This is a genomic window from Marinovum sp. (assembly GCF_048263515.1).
In the GTDB taxonomy this organism is placed as follows: Bacteria; Pseudomonadota; Alphaproteobacteria; order Rhodobacterales; family Rhodobacteraceae; genus Marinovum.
The window spans coordinates 474,498-490,670 of the sequence record NZ_JBLXEC010000001.1; the positions used below are offsets into that span (position 1 = coordinate 474,498).

The following is a 16,173-nucleotide window of genomic DNA, read 5'->3' on the forward strand; positions in this document are numbered from 1 at the left end:
ATTCCAGGAGCAACCCATGCCCGCAACCCAACCCAAGTACCTGATCGGCGATGACTGGGGCACCGCCTCTGACCTGCCGCCGATGGCCGTGGTCAACCCGGCGACCGAAGAGACCCTCTACGAGGTGCCCAACTGCAGCCCCGACCATGTGGCGCAGGCGCTCGTTCATGCCGAGGCCGGTTTCGCCGAATTGTCGGCGCTGCCCGGCTGGAAGCGCGCGCAATACCTGCGGCGCATCGCCGAGGAAATCGTCAAGCGGCGCGATGAATTCGGCCGCGCCATCGCGACCGAGATGGGCCGGGTGCATTCCATGGCCGTGGGCGAGGCGGACTCTGCCGCCGAGCAATTCGTCTGGATGGCGGGCGAGGCCGAGCGCCTGTTCGGCCAGACCATCACCTCGCGCTTTGGCGGTCATCTCAGCATCACGCCAGAGCCGGTGGGCATCGTCGCGGCCTTCAGCCCGTGGAACTTCCCGCTGGGTCTGCCGGCGCGCAAGCTGGCACCGGCGCTGGCGGCGGGCTGCGTGGTGATCCTGCGGCCCTCGGAACAGACGCCGCTGGTGGGCACGCTGCTTGGCGAATGCTGCCAGGCGGCGGGTCTTCCCAAAGGCGTGGTGCAAATTCTGCAGGGCCACCCCGAGGGCGTCTCGCCGGCGCTGATGGCGGCGGAAGCGGTGCGCAAGATCTCCTTCACAGGCTCGACCCGGGTCGGGCGGATTCTGATGGCGCAATCGGCGCAGACGGTGAAACGCGTCTCGATGGAGCTCGGCGGCCATGCGCCGCTGATCATCTGCCCCGATGCCGACGTGCCGGCGGCGGCGAAACTGGCGGCCAAGTTCAAGTTCATGAACACCGGCCAGATCTGCGGCTCGCCCAGCCGGTTCTTCCTGCATGAAGACGTGGCGGGCGAGTTCACCGATGTCTTCATGGCCGAGGCCGAGGCGGTGCGCATGGGCGACCCGATGTCGCCAGAGACCACCATGGGCCCGATGGCCAGCCCCGCGCAACTCGATAAACTTGAGCGGTTGGTGACGGACGCGGTCAACAAGGGCGCGACCCTGCGGCTGGGCGGCGGACGGGCGCGCGAGCAGAACAAGGGGTTCTTCTTTGCGCCGACCGTGCTGGAGAACGTCACCGACGATGCCGTGATCATGTCAGAGGAACCCTTCGGCCCGGTGGCTTCGCTGACCACCTATGCCGATCTCGGTGACGCCATCGCACGAGCCAACAGCACGCAATACGGGCTGGCGGCTTATGCCTTCACCCGGTCGGAAGTGGTGGCGAGGCGGCTGTCGCGGGAGCTGCAGTCGGGCATGGTCGGGATCAACAATTTCCTGCTGTCGCACTACGAGGCGCCGTTCAGCGGGGTGAAACATTCCGGCGTCGGTATCGAGGGCGGACAGATGGCGATCAATGAATACCTGACTTTCAAAACCACGCATGCGGAGTTCGAGGTGGCCGCGGTCTGAGACCGCGCGCGCACCGGCCCTGCGCCGGTGCCTCAATGCCGATGGGATACCGCATCACTGCGGTATCCCTTTTCTCGTTCAGCCTTTCAGCGGCAACCAGACCGCCATGGTGTTATCGTCGCGGTTGTTCCAGGCGAAGTAGGGGATCAAGGTCGCCGGGACCGTGCCGAGATCCTGCACCGTGACCGGGGCGTAAAGTGCCTCGCTCTGCCATTTTGCGCGCCGGGGCAGGTCAGTGCGCAGCAGGGTCAGACCAGCAAAGAGCCCTTCACCGGCGACAGGCTCCAACGCCGCATCGGCGGGCAGGGCGACATCGTTGATCGTCACGCCCTCGGGCAGGTCGGCGCCTTCGAGGCAATAGACCACCGGACCGGCCATCACCGCCACCTGATTGCGCACCTCCTCGACCTCCGGCCGTGCAGCCAACACCCGCGGGCGGATGTCCAACGTCAGCTCGATCTCGTCGCCGGTGGCCCACTGGCGTTTCAGGGCCAGGTAGCGCGGGCCCTGGCCGGTCACTTCGACCGCCTCGCCATTGACGTATAGCGTGGTCTCGGCGCTCCAGCCGGGGATGCGCAGATGCAGCGTGGTCTCGTCCTCGGGCGCCTCGTCGACATGCAAACGCACGACTCCGGACCACGGGAAGTCAGACACCTGCCGCAGGGCGATCCGGCCGGCCCCCAGCTGGGTCTCCAGCGTATTGGTGCCGTAGAGATGCACCCAGACCGCATCCTCGCCCGTCGAATAGGCCCAGCGGTGCAGCCCGGCGATGGTGCGGGTGACCTGCGGCGGGCAGCAGTAGCATGTCCAGCGGGTCCAGCGTCGGGGCGAGTCGTTGTTGCCGATGAAATGCGTCTCACCGTTGAAGCGCAGCGGGTTGGAATAGGTGAAATGCGTCCCCGAAAGTGACACGCCCGACAGACCGGTGTTGTACATCACCTGTTCGATCACGTCGGCATAACGCGCGTCCCCGGTCAGTTGCAGCATCCGCCAGGACCACATCGCGTTGGCGATATTGGCGCAGGTTTCGTTGTAGGCGGTGTCGGAGGGCAGCTGGAACGGCCGCCCGTAGGCCTCGGCGATCTGCTCATAGCGGGGGTGGCTGCGCTCTGCCGTGCCCTTGTGCAGCGCGCCGATGCCGCCGGTGATGTACATCTTGCGGTAGGTGGAATCCTCCCAGATCCGGGTGATCGCCGCCAACAGCGGTGCCTCGTCGGTTTCCATCACGATGTCCGCGGCCCCGGCCCAGAGGTACGGCCCGGTCACCGCATGGCCCACCGCCTCGGTTTCTTCCAGCAGGGGCACCCGCGCTTGGCTCTGGTCGCCGTTGTTGCCGGGCAGGTCGGGGTGCAAACCGCGGTTCTCGACAAAGATGCGGGCGAGGTCGAGGTAGCCCGCCTCACCGGTCTCGCGGAAGAGCTCCACCAGCCCCATGATCTGCGAGGGGTTGAAGCCGAAACGCGCAAGGTCGGGGTCGCGGGTGATGAAAGTGTCGTAAAGGTTGTCGGCGGCGCGCAGGGCAATCTCCAGCAGGCGGCGGGTGCCGGTCACCTGGTGATGCAGGCAGGCCGTGGTGAAGAGATGGCCGAGGTTGTACATTTCGTGGTGCTCGATGTCGGTCCAGCGGCCAAGGTCGGTCAGGGTGATCTGGGTGTTGAGATAGCCGTCGGCCTCCTGCGCGGCGGCGATGATCTCGATGTAATCGCCGAGCCTCTGGGTCAGCGCGTCATCAGGGGCGACGTCGGTCAGCAGCAGGATCGATTCCAGCGCCTTGTAGCAGTCGCCATCGCTCCAGTAGCGGCCATGGAAGCTGCCTTTGCCCGCTGCGACTGCGCGGAAGTTGCCGAAGTAGGCAGCGTTCTCAGGGTCTTCCATGGCGTCGAGCACGCTGTGGATCGACTCGGTTCTGATCAGATCCTGCTTCTCGGCCCAAAAGCCGCCGGTCCAGCGCACGTGCCTGTCGGCAGGTCGGCGCAGCGGCGCATGCGCGCTGATCGGGGTCACGGGTTTTCCATCCATGTCTTTGGTCTCCAATGGGTTTTTCATCATCTGGTCGGGGGTTTCCGGCGCTGCCGCGCGCGCGGGGCAGGGCCGAAAGGCTTGCAATTCGATCCGGGTTGACGGACGATGCATAAACATATTATGTTTAGCTTTATCGACAAAACGCAATACCAACGACAAAGTTTATCGATCTTAGGAGGAGAGAAAGATGAAGAGATTGAAACAGAGCGTGGCAGCCACCTGCCTGAGCCTGCCCTTGGCACTCGGCGCGCTGACCCTGACCGCCGCGCCGGCCGCGGCCGAAGGCGTGGTGCACCTGTTCCACCGTTCCGCCGCCGAGCCGATGCGGGTGCCGCGCATGGCGATGTGGAACGCCTGCGCCGAGCGGCTCGACATCGAGATCATCGAGAACTTCTCGCCGCCCAAGCAATACGAGGTGCAGCTTCCGGTGCAGCTCTCGAGCTCGACCCCGCCCGACATCTATGCCTATTGGGCCGGCGGCCGGTCGCAGTTTCAGGCCGCCACCGGCAAGATCCGCGCGATGAACGACATCTGGGAGGAGATCAAGGATAACTACCCGGCGGGCGTTCAGGCGACGAGCACCGAGCCGGACGGCAATGTCTACACCATCCCGACCACCTTTCAGCCCAACGTCTTCTGGTACAACAAGCGCGTCTTTGCCGAACATGGCATCGAGCCGCCGCAAACCTGGGACGAGTTCATCGCGGTCGCGGCCAAGCTGAAGGAGGCCGGGGTCACGCCCTTCCTGCTCGGCTCGAAATCCGGCTGGGAGCCGCTGTTGTGGTTCGACTACATGGTGCTGCGCGTGGCAGGGTCCGAGTTCCGCAGCGGGCTGATGGCCGGCACCGAGAGCTACCTCGACCCGCGCGTCATCCAGGCAATGGAGATGTGGAAAGAGCTGCTGGAAGCGGGCTATTTCAACGACCGCACCTCGTCGCTGGGCTGGCAGGAGATGGCCACCAAGTTCGTCAACGGCGAAGGCGCGATGGAGCTGATGGGCACCTGGACCGTCGGCAACTTCATCACCGCCGGTCTTGAGCCGGGCACCGATTTCGACGTCTTCGACTTTCCGCCGATCACCGAGGGCATCGAACTGGCCGTCGAAGGCGCGGTCGAAGGCTGGGCCGCCAGCGGCGCAGGCGAGAATACCGAGAACGCTCTGGCGATGCTGAAATGCGTGTCCGAGCGTGGCCCGCAGGAGCTGTTTGCGAAACAGGCGCAGCGGATGGCGGCCAACAAGGACGTGCCGGTCGAAATCTACGAACCGGCCTCGTTCCAGCCCACAATCGTCAAGTTCCAGGACATGCTGGACGCACCGTTCCACCAGAACCTCGAACTTGCCACCCATCCCGGCGTGACCGAGGTGGCCAAGCGCGAGCTGCCCCGCTTCCTCGCCTATCCCGACCAGTACATGAAGGTGCTGGAGCTGCTGGAAGGCCGCCGCAACGACGTCTTCGGCGACAGCTGAGGCAGAGCGGCCGGGCGGTCTCTCTCCGCCCGGTCGCATCCAAGAGGAGGACACTGCCATGAACGCCCGGCTTACGCCCTGGCTATTCCTGATGCCCGCGATCGCGATCTACGGCATCTTCGGCGCCTATCCGATTTTCCAGACCTTCGCGATCAGCCTGACCGACCAGGTCGGCGTCGCCGAGCCGGGGAAATTCATCGGGCTGCAGAACTACGTCGCGCTGATGCAGGATGAATACTTCCTGAACGCGCTGAAACACACCGGCATCTGGGTGATCGCCTTTCTGATCGTGCCCAATTCGCTGGCCATCACCATTGCGCTCTTGGTCAAGCAGACCTTCTGGGGCGCGAGCCTGATCAAGACGGTGTTCTTTCTGCCCTTGGCGCTGTCGTTTGCGATTGTCGGCATCGTCTGGGGCTGGATTTACGAGCCTGATGTGGGCCTTCTGGACCAGTTATTGATCGGGCTGGGTCTCGAAAGCCTGATCGTCGAATGGCTGGGCCCGGATGCGGCGACCTATTCGGTGATCGCGGCGGCAGCCTGGCGGCAGACGGCATTCGCCACGGTGGTGTTTCTCGCCGGTCTCTCGGCGATCCCGACCGAGCTGATCGAGGCGGCGAAAGTCGACGGCGGCACGCGGCGGCAGATCTTCTTCCGCATCACCCTGCCTCTCCTGAAACCGGCAAGCACCATCGCGGTGTCCTCCGCGCTGATCCATGCGCTCTTGGCGACCGAGATCGTGCTGACCATGACCGAAGGCGGCCCGTTCGGCTCGTCCGAGGTGGTGGGCTACCGGATGTATATGGAGACCTTCTGGAACTACAAGTTCGGCTACGGCGCCGCGATCGGCGTGATCGTCACCCTGATGACGGCAACCATGGTGGTGCCCTACGTGCGCCGCATGGCCAAGGCCCAAGAACGAGACTGGAGCTGAGGCGATGACAGACATGACGACACAAATTTCTGCCGCGCCGCAGGAGCTCATCAACCGCGGTACCCTGCGTGAACGGCTCGAAGAGCCTTTCATGCGCGGCGGGCAGATCGGGCTTTTGCTGCTGCTGGCGCTGGTGTTCTTCCTGCCGGTGCTGGGCACGCTGCTGACCGCAGTCCGCACCATCCCCGACATCACGCAGAACGGCGCCTGGGCGCTGCCTGCGACCTACGAATGGGGCAACCTGGGCCGCGCCTTCATCGAGATGCTGCCGTACCTCAAGGCCTCGGTGATCATCACGCTGCCGTCGGTGGCGGGCACGCTGCTGGTGTCGATGATGGCGGGCTATGCGCTCAGCCGGATGCGGTTTCAGGGGCGGATCTGGATGTTCCTCGTGATCGTCTCGCTCAGCTTCGTGCCGATCCACACCCAGCTGATCCCGGTGTTCCGGCTGATGTCCGACCTGGGCCTGCACGACACCTTTGCCGCCCAGATCATCGTCCACATCATGCGCCAGATTCCCTTTGCCGTGCTGATCATGACCAACTTCTTCAACACGGTGCCGGGCGAGTTGCGCGAAGCCGGCCGCATCGACGGGGCCAGCGAATGGACGATCTTCCGGCGCATCTACGTGCCGGTGGCGCGGCCGGCGCTCTCGGCGCTGGTGGTGCTGGAATTCACCTGGATCTGGAACGACCTGCTCTGGGGCCTCGTGCTGACCCAAGGCGCGGGCAAGAAGCCCGTGACCGTCGGCATCCTGTCCTTCGAGGGCGAATACGAGATCGCCTGGAACATGGTCGCATCGGGCGCGGTGGTGGCCGCCATCCCGACGCTGGCCGTCTTCCTCGCTTTCCAGAAACACTTCATCCGCGGGATGACAATGGGGTCGGTCAAGGGCTGAGGCCCGCCCGACAAGGAGAACCAAAATGGCACATGTAACCATCAACCAGGTCATCAAGAACTACGGCGCGGTGCGCGCGATCAAGGGCATCGACGTCGATATCGACGACGGCGAATTCGTGGCCCTCGTCGGCCCCTCGGGCTGCGGCAAGACCACGCTTCTGCGGATGATCGCCGGGCTCGAGGACATCACCGGCGGCACCATCGAGATCGGCGGCAAGGTCGTGAACGGCTTGCAACCCAAGGCCCGCGACATCGCGATGGTGTTTCAGAACTACGCGCTTTATCCGCACATGAAGGTGGCCGACAACATGTCCTTCTCGATGCAGCTGGCCGGCGCGTCGAAGGACGAGATCAAGGTCAAGGTCGAGGACGCCGCGCGCATCCTCAATCTCGAGCCTTACCTTGACCGCTACCCGCGCGAGCTGTCCGGTGGCCAGCGCCAGCGGGTCGCCATGGGTCGCGCCATCGTGCGCAATCCCAAGGTGTTCCTGTTCGACGAGCCGCTCAGCAACCTCGACGCCAAGCTGCGCGTGTCGATGCGGGCCGAGATCAAGTCGCTGCACCAGCGGCTGGGCACCACGGCGGTCTACGTGACCCACGACCAGATCGAAGCGATGACCATGGCCGACAAGATCGTGGTGATGAGCGAGGGCCGGATCGAGCAGGTCGGCACGCCGCTCGACCTATACGATGAACCGGCCAATCTGTTTGTCGCGGCCTTCATCGGCTCGCCCTCGATGAACCTGCTCGAGGCGCAATTCTGCGACGGTGGCGTGCGCTTTGCCGATGGCACGGTGCTGGCGCTCGCGGGCACCGAGGGCTTCGAGACCGGCCGCCCGGTGATCGCCGGCATCCGTCCCGACACTTTTGAGCTGGCCGAGCGGGGCCTTGCGGTGCAGGTCAACGTGACCGAGCCCACCGGCGCCGAGACGCAGGTGGTGGGCCAGATCGGCGACAAGCCGGTCACCTGCCTGATGCGTGAGCGGATCAGCGGGCGCTATGGTGACGTGCTGCATGTGTTGCCGCAGGGGCCGGTGCATCTGTTCGATCCCGAGACCAGCCTGCGGCTCGGCACCGCGCGCGCGGCCATCGTCAATTGAGCGGCGCGCAACAGACATCGGCGGGGGCGGTTGCGGCCGCCCCCGCGTCACGCTCGATGCTCGCGGGCATCGGGCTGGTGGCCTTGGCCGGCGTCATCCTTGCGACGCAGGACGCCGCCATCAAGGAGATGACCGCCCGGCATTCGCCGATCCAGATCGCCTTTGTCCGGTATTTCTGGCACGCGATCTTCGTCGCCATCCTGTTGCGGGCGCTGGGCCGACGTCAGGTCTATCGCACCCGGCATCTGCCGCTGCACCTTGTGCGGGCCGGGCTCCTGCTTATCGCCTCGCTGTCGATGTTCGTGGCCATCGCCCATATCCCGCTGTCGCAGGCCACCGTGATCCAGTTCCTCAGCCCGCTCGTGGTGACGCTGCTCTCGGTCCTGTTCCTGGGCGAGCGCATCGGCTGGCGCCGGATCACTGCGCTCTGCCTCGGATTCTGCGGCGTGCTGGTGGTGATCGGGCCGGGTGCGGGCGGGGCAGGCGGGCCGACTTTGGTCTGGCTTCTGCCGCTGCTCTCGGCCTTCGGCTCGGCGGGCTACGTGCTGATGACCCGCAGGCTCTCGGCCCCGGACGAGGCCGCGCCGGCGATGGCGCTGATGCCGGTCCTCTGCTTCGCGGCCCTGCTGCCGGCGCAGCTGATCTTCTGGACCGCCGTCACGCCCACCGACATGGTCATCCTCGCAGGTCTCGGCCTGACCGGAACGCTGGCGCATGTCGCCATCCAGATGGGAATGCAGGCCGCGCCGGCCTCGATCCTGTCACCCTTTCTCTACAGCCAGGTGATCACCGCCGCGCTCTGGGGGGTCGTGTTCTTCAACGACCCGATGAGCGCCGGTTTTGTCCTCGGCACCACCCTGATCGTCGGCGCGGGCCTTGCCATCTGGTGGATCGAACGCCCGCGCCCGACCCCCTGAGACTTCAATTTGAAAGCATCCGAATGACCGCCAGGAACATCATCCTCTTCATCACCGACCAATGGCGCTGGGACACGCTCAACCAGCCGGGCCATCCCTGCAAGCTGCCCAACCTTCAGGCCTTCCGGCAGGAGGCCACCAACCACGTCAACGCCTTCACCTCGGTGCCACTCTGCACCCCGGCGCGGGGCTCGCTCTTTACCGGCAAATGGCCGCATCAGACCGGCACGATGGACAATGTCCAGGGCTCGTCCTTCTATCCGCACGGCAAGCTGCACCCGAGCCATCCGACCTACATGGAGCGGTTGCAGGCGGCGGGCTACGAGGTTTCGTTCATCGGCAAATGGCACCTCGGCGCCGGGACGCTGCATGAGAGGGGCATCGACGCACCGCTGAGCGATGGCGGCAGCGAGGCATTGATCCCGGCAGACGATCTGGAATTTGCCACGCCGCGCAAGACGCCCTTCTACGGCACGATCACCAAGGGCACCCACATGGACGAAAAGCGGGTGAGGAAGGGCATCGAGACGCTCGAGAGCCTCTCGGCAACGGGCAAGCCCTTCTGCCTGATCGTCTCGCTTCCCGGGCCGCATTTCCCGCATCACGTGCCCGCCGACTGGGTGGCGATGTATGACGATCTGCCCGCCGACTACATGCCCGACAATTTCATCCCGCAGTTCACCGAAGCGGGCAAGCCGCAGGCCCAGGGTGCGCCGTACTGGCCGTGCCAGGACACCCGCGGGCTCGACCAGCAGGACTGGCGGCGCACCGCGCAGCACTACTTCGGCTTCTGCTCCTTCATCGACGATCTCTTTGGCCAGTTCCGCCGCAAGGTGAGCGATCTGGGGCTGGACGATGACACCAGCCTCGCCTTCACCGCCGATCACGGCGAGATGCTGGGCGCGCATGGCTGGTTCGACAAGGGGCCGTTCTTCTACGAAGAGGTGATGCGCATTCCGATGCTGATCCGGCAGGCCGGTCAGGCCGAGGCCGCGGTGAACGAGGGTTTCGTCAACTTCCGCGACCTCTTTCCGACGCTGCTGGCCGAGAGCGAAGCGGCGGGCATCCTCACCCCCGATGAGGCCGCGCGCAGCTATGACGCCACCGATGACGACCACGCGGTCTATGGCTACGACGCCTATCAGGGCCGGCAGTTCAAGTTCCGCGGCATCCGCGAGAAGCGCTACAAATATGCCTGGAGCCCGCATGACATCGAAGAGCTCTACGACCTCGAGGCCGACCCGCAGGAGCGGGTGAACCGCGCAACCGATCCCGCGATGGCGGCCGAGAAGGCGCGGCTCAAGGCGCGGCTGTTCGACTGGATGACCTCCGAAGGCGATGCCCTGGCCTTTGGTGGCTACCAGCTACCGGTGGGCAGCTACATCGATGGCCGCCCGGCGCATGAACAACACGACCACCAGCAACATCTCAATCCGGCGTCGAAACAATGAAAATCACCGAAATCAAGACCTACATGCAGCGCGTCGACGACCGCCCCCGGGTGCTTGTCGCCGTCAAGACCGACGCCGGCCTCACCGGCTGGGGCGAGACCTATGCTCATGGGCCGGAGCGCGCCGTGGCGCCGATCCTCGACTATTTCGCCACGCATCTGCTGGGCGAGGATCCGCGGCGGGTGACCTATCTGCACGAAAAGCTGATGCATGTCGCGCGCTTCCCGCCGGGCGCGCTGGGGCTGGCGGCGTTTTCTGCCGTTGACCACGCGCTCTGGGACATCGCGGCCAAGGCGCTTGGCGTGCCGGTCTACCAGATGCTGGGCGGTCACATGCGCGACCGGGTGCGGGTCTATTGCACCGCCATCGGCGCGCCTGACAATGGCGTCGAGGTGCTCTCGGACCTGCACGAGGAGTTCGGCTTCACCGCCTTCAAGCTGTCGCCATATCGCAAGCACCCTTTCGAGCATCGCTGGGGCGCGGTCTGCGAGGCGACGGCGGACTATTTCCGGGGGCTGCGTGAGGGGCTGCCCTCGCATTTCGAGATCGCCTTTGACGCCCATTCGGTGCTGATGGAGGGGATCGACGCGGTGCGTTTGGCGCGTGCCATCGAGCCTTACGATCCCTATTTCCTCGAAGAGCCGCTGCGGCCCGAGCACATGCCCGCCTGGGAGCAGATGAAGGCCAAGATGAACATCCCGCTGGCCACCGGCGAGGCGCTTTACAACCGGCACCAGTTCCTCGCACTGCTGAATGCCGGCGGGGCGGACATCGTGCAACCGGACATCGCCGTGGTCGGCGGGCTGACCGAGATGCGGCGGATCGCCGAGGTCGCGGATGCCCATTCAGTGCCGGTGGCGCCGCACAATCCGATGGGGCCGCTGGCGACCGCTCACAATGTGCATTTTTCGGCCGTCTGCACGAACTTCAAGATCCTCGAGTACAAGGTGCACCGCGATGTGCCCTGGATCGCCGATCCCTACATCCCGGTCGACGGCTACCTCGAACTGCGCCCGGATCGGCCCGGCTGGGGGGTCGAGATCATCGAGGAGGCGCTGCAGACTGACGAATACACCCATTGGTCACGGCCGCTGATGACCAAGCCCGACGGGGCGACGAGCTATGCCTGACCTTGCCCCACGCACAAGCGCATTGGCGGGCCTCGGGGCGGGTGGCCTCAAGGCAGGCCAATGGCATGACGTGGAAAGGGCTTTGGTCCATGTTCGCGCGCCGGTCCTGCAGCCAATCGTCGGGGAGAGCCGCGCATCGTCGGGCCGCGGTGCGGCGATCCCCGTCTGGTTCGGCAGCGCTTTATCCTCGCCAGATCCGGAGAAGATCAGATCGACGCGCTGGTGTCAGCCAAATCGCAGTGCCGAGGGGCGGCCCGTCATGCCGCAGGCATGCCTCCGGCATGATGCGCGGCGGCTTGCAGCCGCTGTTAACGCGCGTGGCGGTGATCAGACGGTGGCGTGCTCTGCGACCCTTGAGTTTTGGAGGAGCATCTTGCCGAAGGCATGCCTCTGGCATAATGCGCGGCGGCCTGCGGCCGCTGTCAACGCGCCTGGCGCAAGGCAAGCGGGAACACTTTCACCCCTGCATGGCCTTCACGGCCGTCACCGTCGTCAGCTCGATATGCTGGGCCGTCAGCGCACAGGTTGCCTCGACGTCCCGCGCAATCGCCGCCTCGTAGATCGCCGCGTGTTCGGCTGGCGTATCGCGGCCGCTGGGCCCGAGGCTGCGCGACAGGTGACGATAGCGCTCGTGATGGGCATAGATCTGCCCGCGCAGGTCCAAGAGCCAGTCCGAAGTCGCCGCCGAGACCAGCGCATCGTGGAACGCCCGGTTTCGGGTCTCGATCTCCTGCGCACTGGTGGCACGATCTTCGGCAAGCCGCAGGGAGTGATAGGCGGCGACCAGTTGCGCCTCCCAGGCGTCATCGCCGCGGGCCAGACTGTCGCGCAGGGCTTCGGTCTCCAGCAGGATGCGCACCCGGCCCAGATCCTCGACCTCGGCCGCCGTGGCGCTGCGCACGTAGAAGCCGCGGTTCGACTGCTGCACCACCGCCCGCTCGCCGATCAGCCGCGACAGGGCCTCACGCAGCGGCGCGGCGCCAAAGCCGAACTCGCTGCGCAGCTCGGCGATCTTGAGCTTCCGGTCAGGCTTCAGGGCGCCGGTGACAATGGCCTGCCGCAGCGTGGCGTAGGCGCTCTCGGCGTCGGTGACGAAGGTCTGTTGTTCCATGAAACTCGCGCGGTACCCGGCAGTGAAGATCGCCCCCTGTGTAAGCGCAGGGCCGGCACAATCCAAGCCCGCCGGCGCCGCAGCCGCCCCGGTATTCCACTCCTTCTCCCGATGACCCTCACTGACAGCAGAAAGATGACTCGCCGATGAACCTCTCCGAGAACCCCTTTACCCGCGCCCTGGCCTCCGGCAATCGGCAGGTCGGGCTCTGGGTCACGCTCTGCAGCAATTTCGCCGCGGAGGTTGTGGCACCCGCCGGTTTCGACTGGGCGCTGATCGACATGGAGCACAGCCACAACGACTATGCCAGCGTGCTGGGCCAGCTGCAGGCCTTTGCCGCCTATGACACCGTGCCGATCGTGCGGGTGGAGTGGAACGACGCGGTGGCGGTCAAGCGACTGCTTGATCTTGGCGCGCCGGGGCTGCTGTTTCCGATGATCCAGACGGTCGAGGAGGCCCGCGCCGCCGTCGCCGCCACCCGCTATCCGCCGCATGGCATCCGCGGCGTTTCGGGCTCGACCCGGGCAACGAAATTCGGCCGGATCAAGGATTACACCGCGCGGATCGAAGACGAAACGGCGGTGCTTCTGCAGATTGAGACCCAAGCCGCTCTGGAGCGCGCCGAGGCGATTGCCGAAGTCGAGGGCGTGACCGGCATCTTCTTTGGACCGGCGGATATTGCCGCCGACATGGGGATGCTGGGCCAGCCCACGGCGCGCGAGGTCTGGGAGAAGATCCGCCCGGTGGCGCGACGGTTGATGGCCAAGGGCATGCCGGTGGGCACGCTGGTCTCCGACACCACGCTGGCGGCCGAGTTGCTGGGCGAGGGCTTCACCTTCGTGGCCTGTGGCACCGACACCGGGCTTTTGGCGCGGGGCAGTGATGCGCTGCTCTCCGAGATGAAGGGCAAGCTGAACAGGTGACAGCGGCCGGGGCGCGGCTTGGGTCTCGACTCTCGCCTCGGCAAATGTTAAACATAATATTAATGTACTTTTACCTGCGGAGGCACGGGGTGCTGCATAGAAACATGGTCCTGCACAAGAAGATGTATATCGGCGGCGCTCTGGTGGAGGGGCAGGCCAGCCTCGACGTCATCAACCCGGCGACCGAGGATTGCGTGGCCACCGTCGCCGCCGCCGGGCTCGAGGATGTCGAAAAGGCCCTGAGCGCGGCCAAGGCCGCGGCCCCCGGCTGGGCCGCGACGCCGGTGGCCGAGCGCCAGCGCTGGATGCTCAAGCTGCGCGACGCGGTGATTGCCAACGAAGAGATGCTGCGCGACTGCATCCATCAGGAGATGGGCAAGCCTTGGGGCGGCACGCAGGAGGATTTCGACCTGCTGGAACGGTCGCTGAAATTCTATGCCGAGGAGATCCAGCGCGTCCATGACGAGACATTGCGCGATCTCGACGGAACACATGAACACCGGATCGTCTATGAGCCGGTGGGCGTTGCGGTGGCCTATCTGGCGTGGAACTTCCCGCTTCTGAACCTCGCCTACAAGATCGCCCCGGCGATGGCGGCGGGCTGCCCGATCATCCTGCGGCCCTCGGCGGCAACGCCGGTCTCGGCCTATGCTGTGGGCGAATTGTGTGCGCAGATCGGCCTGCCGGCGGGCGTGGTCAACATCCTGACCACCGACGGCTATGATCCCTCGGACGCGCTGGCGGCCTCGACCATCCCCAACCTGATCACGCTGATCGGCTCGACCAACACCGGCAAGCATCTGATGAAGGTCGGCGCCACCTCGATCAAGAAGTTCTCGATGGAGCTGGGCGGCAATGCGCCGGTCCTGGTCTACCGCGACGCCGATCTCGACCTGGCGGCGGATATCGTCAGCACGGTCAAGTTCAACAACGCCGGGCAGATCTGCGTGACCCCCAACCGGGTCTTTGTCGAGCGCGACGTTTACGACGCCTTCCGCGAGAAGGTGGTGGCGCGGGCCAAGGCGGCCAAGGTGGGGTTCGACAAGAGCGCCGATATCCTGACCGGCCCGATGATCGACGGCCAGGCCTGGACGCGGGTCAAGGGGCTGATCGACGACGCGGTCGAGAGGGGCGCAACGCTGCTCGCCGGCGGCGAACGGCCGGAGGGGCTGACCAAGGGGCACTTCATGGCCCCCACGGTGCTCGATGGTGTCACGCCCGAGATGCAGATTTACCAAAACGAGATCTTTGGCCCCGTCGTCAGCCTGATCCCCTTCGACGACCGCGAGACCGTGCTCGACCGTGCCAATGATGGCGAAGAGGGCGGGCTTGCCTCCTATATCTTCTCCGCCGATCTGGGGCTGGCCGAGGCGGTGGCCAAGCGCCTGCGCTACGGCGAGGTGCAGATCAACGGCGTCAAATACGACATCTACCTGCCGCATGGCGGCCTCGGGCAATCCGGCATCGGGCATGACTGCTCTCGCCTGGCCCTAAACGACTATCTCGTGGTCAAGCGCATCAGCCGGGGGCTGACCTGATGGAGGATTTCATGAAACTCGAACCGATCACCAGCACGCTGAAGATCACCAAGATCACCAGCCACGTGCTGCAATGCGACATGCCCGAGGAGCTGGGTTATTCGCAGCAATACTACTCGAAACGTACCGCCCATATCGTCGAGGTCGAGACCGATCAGGGGATCACCGGATGGGGCGAATGTTTCGGGCCGGGCAATGTGGCGCTTGCCAACAAGGCCGTCGTGGAAAAGGTGATCCAGCCGCTGGTGCTGGGCATGGACGCCATGAACCGCGACGTGATCTGGCACAAGGTCTACAACCTGCTGCGCGATCACGGCCAGAAGGGCATGCCGCTGCAATCGCTCTCGGGCGTCGACATCGCGCTCTGGGACATCGCCGGCAAGGTTACCGGCCAGCCGATCCACAAGCTGATCGGCGGCGCGCATCGCAGCCACGTCGGGTCCTATGGTTACGGCATGATGCTCAAGCGCGAGAGCGTCGAGGACCACGTGGCGCGCTTTGTCGATGAGGCAGCGGCGATCCGCGACATGGGCTTCGCCGCCACCAAAATGAAGATCGGCCTTGGGGCGAAGGATGACGTCAAGCTGGCCGAGGCGGTGCGGCGGGGCGTGGGCGACGACTTCGACTTCATGGCTGACGCCAACCACGCCTACAACACCTCGGATGCCTTCTACGTCGGCCGCGCGCTCGACGAACTGGGCGCATACTGGTTCGAGGAACCGATCGCGCCAGAGGACCTTGACGGCTACCGCGAGCTGCGCGCCGGGCTCAAGGTCAACATCTCCGGCGGCGAGGCCGAGTTCAACCGCTGGGGCTGGCGGGCGCTGCTGGAGAGCCGGGGCCTCGATATCGCCCAGCCAGAGGTCTGCGCCTTGGGCGGGATCACCGAATACCTGCGGGTGCTGGCGCTCTGCCATGCGCATTTCACCCCGGTCTTCAACCACGTCTGGGGCTCGGCCATCGCGGTGGCCACCAACCTTCAGCTGCTGGCCGCCATGCCGCCGATGCCCGGCGGGCTGTTCCCGCGCGAGCCCTGGCTCGAGTTCGACACCACCGAGAACCGCTTCCGCGACAATCTTCTGGCCGAGCCGCTGGACATCCAGGGGCAGGTCAAGCGCAACGACGGGCTGATCGCCATTCCCACTGGACCGGGGCTGGGGGTGGAGCCGGACCGCGAGTTCATCAAGGCCTACGAGATCGAGGGCTGAGCC

Annotated in this window: 13 protein-coding genes; 11 read left to right on the forward strand and 2 right to left on the reverse strand. The window is 65.4% G+C overall.

From position 1 onward, the window contains the following. Window positions 1-16 precede the first annotated feature (16 nt). A complete protein-coding gene (locus ACN0SE_RS02255; RefSeq protein WP_417522848.1) occupies window positions 17-1,468 on the forward strand; it encodes an NAD-dependent succinate-semialdehyde dehydrogenase in 1,452 nt (483 codons plus the stop codon). Between the two features lie 78 nt (window positions 1,469-1,546). Here ACN0SE_RS02255 and ACN0SE_RS02260 read toward each other — a convergent pair whose 3' ends face one another. Next, window positions 1,547-3,487, reverse strand: a complete 1,941-nt coding sequence (locus ACN0SE_RS02260) for a glycoside hydrolase family 127 protein (RefSeq protein ID WP_417522849.1) — start codon at window positions 3,485-3,487, stop codon at window positions 1,547-1,549. Between the two features lie 190 nt (window positions 3,488-3,677). On the opposite strand from ACN0SE_RS02260, the gene ACN0SE_RS02265 reads away from it, so the two are divergent. Genes ACN0SE_RS02265 through ACN0SE_RS02295 form a run of 7 tightly spaced genes read left to right on the forward strand, consistent with a single transcriptional unit; the run spans window position 3,678 to window position 11,390 of the window. Next, on the forward strand, window positions 3,678-4,958 hold the full coding sequence (locus tag ACN0SE_RS02265) for an ABC transporter substrate-binding protein (protein ID WP_417522850.1): 1,281 nt from the start codon (window positions 3,678-3,680) through the stop codon (window positions 4,956-4,958). Between the two features lie 58 nt (window positions 4,959-5,016). Beyond that, the gene (locus tag ACN0SE_RS02270; protein ID WP_417522851.1) at window positions 5,017-5,892 is read left to right on the forward strand and encodes a carbohydrate ABC transporter permease; all 876 of its coding nucleotides are present in this window, start codon (window positions 5,017-5,019) and stop codon (window positions 5,890-5,892) included. A gap of 13 nt (window positions 5,893-5,905) precedes the next feature. Next, window positions 5,906-6,790, forward strand: a complete 885-nt coding sequence (locus tag ACN0SE_RS02275; RefSeq protein ID WP_417522852.1) for a carbohydrate ABC transporter permease — start codon at window positions 5,906-5,908, stop codon at window positions 6,788-6,790. Between the two features lie 25 nt (window positions 6,791-6,815). Continuing rightward, on the forward strand, window positions 6,816-7,892 hold the full coding sequence (locus ACN0SE_RS02280; protein WP_417522853.1) for an ABC transporter ATP-binding protein: 1,077 nt from the start codon (window positions 6,816-6,818) through the stop codon (window positions 7,890-7,892). A 56-nt stretch (window positions 7,893-7,948) separates the two neighbouring features. Then, window positions 7,949-8,809: a DMT family transporter gene (locus ACN0SE_RS02285; protein ID WP_417522854.1), complete on the forward strand. Its 861-nt coding sequence runs from the start codon at window positions 7,949-7,951 to the stop codon at window positions 8,807-8,809. A 23-nt stretch (window positions 8,810-8,832) separates the two neighbouring features. Beyond that, window positions 8,833-10,260, forward strand: a complete 1,428-nt coding sequence (locus ACN0SE_RS02290) for a sulfatase-like hydrolase/transferase (protein WP_417522855.1) — start codon at window positions 8,833-8,835, stop codon at window positions 10,258-10,260. Beyond that, entirely contained in the window at window positions 10,257-11,390 is a 1,134-nt protein-coding gene (locus ACN0SE_RS02295; RefSeq protein ID WP_417522856.1) for a mandelate racemase/muconate lactonizing enzyme family protein, read from the forward strand. The genes ACN0SE_RS02290 and ACN0SE_RS02295 overlap by 4 nt, the downstream gene beginning before the upstream one ends. 457 nt (window positions 11,391-11,847) lie before the next feature. Here ACN0SE_RS02295 and ACN0SE_RS02300 read toward each other — a convergent pair whose 3' ends face one another. Then, entirely contained in the window at window positions 11,848-12,501 is a 654-nt protein-coding gene (locus tag ACN0SE_RS02300; RefSeq protein WP_417522857.1) for a GntR family transcriptional regulator, read from the reverse strand. Between the two features lie 146 nt (window positions 12,502-12,647). On the opposite strand from ACN0SE_RS02300, the gene ACN0SE_RS02305 reads away from it, so the two are divergent. From ACN0SE_RS02305 to ACN0SE_RS02315, 3 genes are all read left to right on the forward strand, one after another. Continuing rightward, window positions 12,648-13,424 carry an HpcH/HpaI aldolase family protein gene (locus ACN0SE_RS02305; protein ID WP_417522858.1) on the forward strand — a complete coding sequence of 259 codons (777 nt, stop codon included), beginning with the start codon at window positions 12,648-12,650 and terminating at the stop codon, window positions 13,422-13,424. Between the two features lie 89 nt (window positions 13,425-13,513). After that, on the forward strand, window positions 13,514-14,962 hold the full coding sequence (locus ACN0SE_RS02310; protein WP_417522859.1) for an aldehyde dehydrogenase family protein: 1,449 nt from the start codon (window positions 13,514-13,516) through the stop codon (window positions 14,960-14,962). A gap of 38 nt (window positions 14,963-15,000) precedes the next feature. Continuing rightward, window positions 15,001-16,170, forward strand: a complete 1,170-nt coding sequence (locus tag ACN0SE_RS02315) for a mandelate racemase/muconate lactonizing enzyme family protein (RefSeq protein WP_417522883.1) — start codon at window positions 15,001-15,003, stop codon at window positions 16,168-16,170. The last annotated feature ends 3 nt before the right edge of the window (window positions 16,171-16,173 follow it).

What these genes read in the sequence shown, in the direction of transcription:
- ACN0SE_RS02255 (WP_417522848.1), top strand. Translation starts at nt 17, where the DNA reads ATGCCCGCAACCCAACCCAAGTACCTGATCGGCGATGACTGGGGCACC.
- ACN0SE_RS02260 (WP_417522849.1), bottom strand. Translation starts at nt 3,487, where the DNA reads ATGGATGGAAAACCCGTGACCCCGATCAGCGCGCATGCGCCGCTGCGC.
- ACN0SE_RS02265 (WP_417522850.1), top strand. Translation starts at nt 3,678, where the DNA reads ATGAAGAGATTGAAACAGAGCGTGGCAGCCACCTGCCTGAGCCTGCCC.
- ACN0SE_RS02270 (WP_417522851.1), top strand. Translation starts at nt 5,017, where the DNA reads ATGAACGCCCGGCTTACGCCCTGGCTATTCCTGATGCCCGCGATCGCG.
- ACN0SE_RS02275 (WP_417522852.1), top strand. Translation starts at nt 5,906, where the DNA reads ATGACGACACAAATTTCTGCCGCGCCGCAGGAGCTCATCAACCGCGGT.
- ACN0SE_RS02280 (WP_417522853.1), top strand. Translation starts at nt 6,816, where the DNA reads ATGGCACATGTAACCATCAACCAGGTCATCAAGAACTACGGCGCGGTG.
- ACN0SE_RS02285 (WP_417522854.1), top strand. Translation starts at nt 7,949, where the DNA reads ATGCTCGCGGGCATCGGGCTGGTGGCCTTGGCCGGCGTCATCCTTGCG.
- ACN0SE_RS02290 (WP_417522855.1), top strand. Translation starts at nt 8,833, where the DNA reads ATGACCGCCAGGAACATCATCCTCTTCATCACCGACCAATGGCGCTGG.
- ACN0SE_RS02295 (WP_417522856.1), top strand. Translation starts at nt 10,257, where the DNA reads ATGAAAATCACCGAAATCAAGACCTACATGCAGCGCGTCGACGACCGC.
- ACN0SE_RS02300 (WP_417522857.1), bottom strand. Translation starts at nt 12,501, where the DNA reads ATGGAACAACAGACCTTCGTCACCGACGCCGAGAGCGCCTACGCCACG.
- ACN0SE_RS02305 (WP_417522858.1), top strand. Translation starts at nt 12,648, where the DNA reads ATGAACCTCTCCGAGAACCCCTTTACCCGCGCCCTGGCCTCCGGCAAT.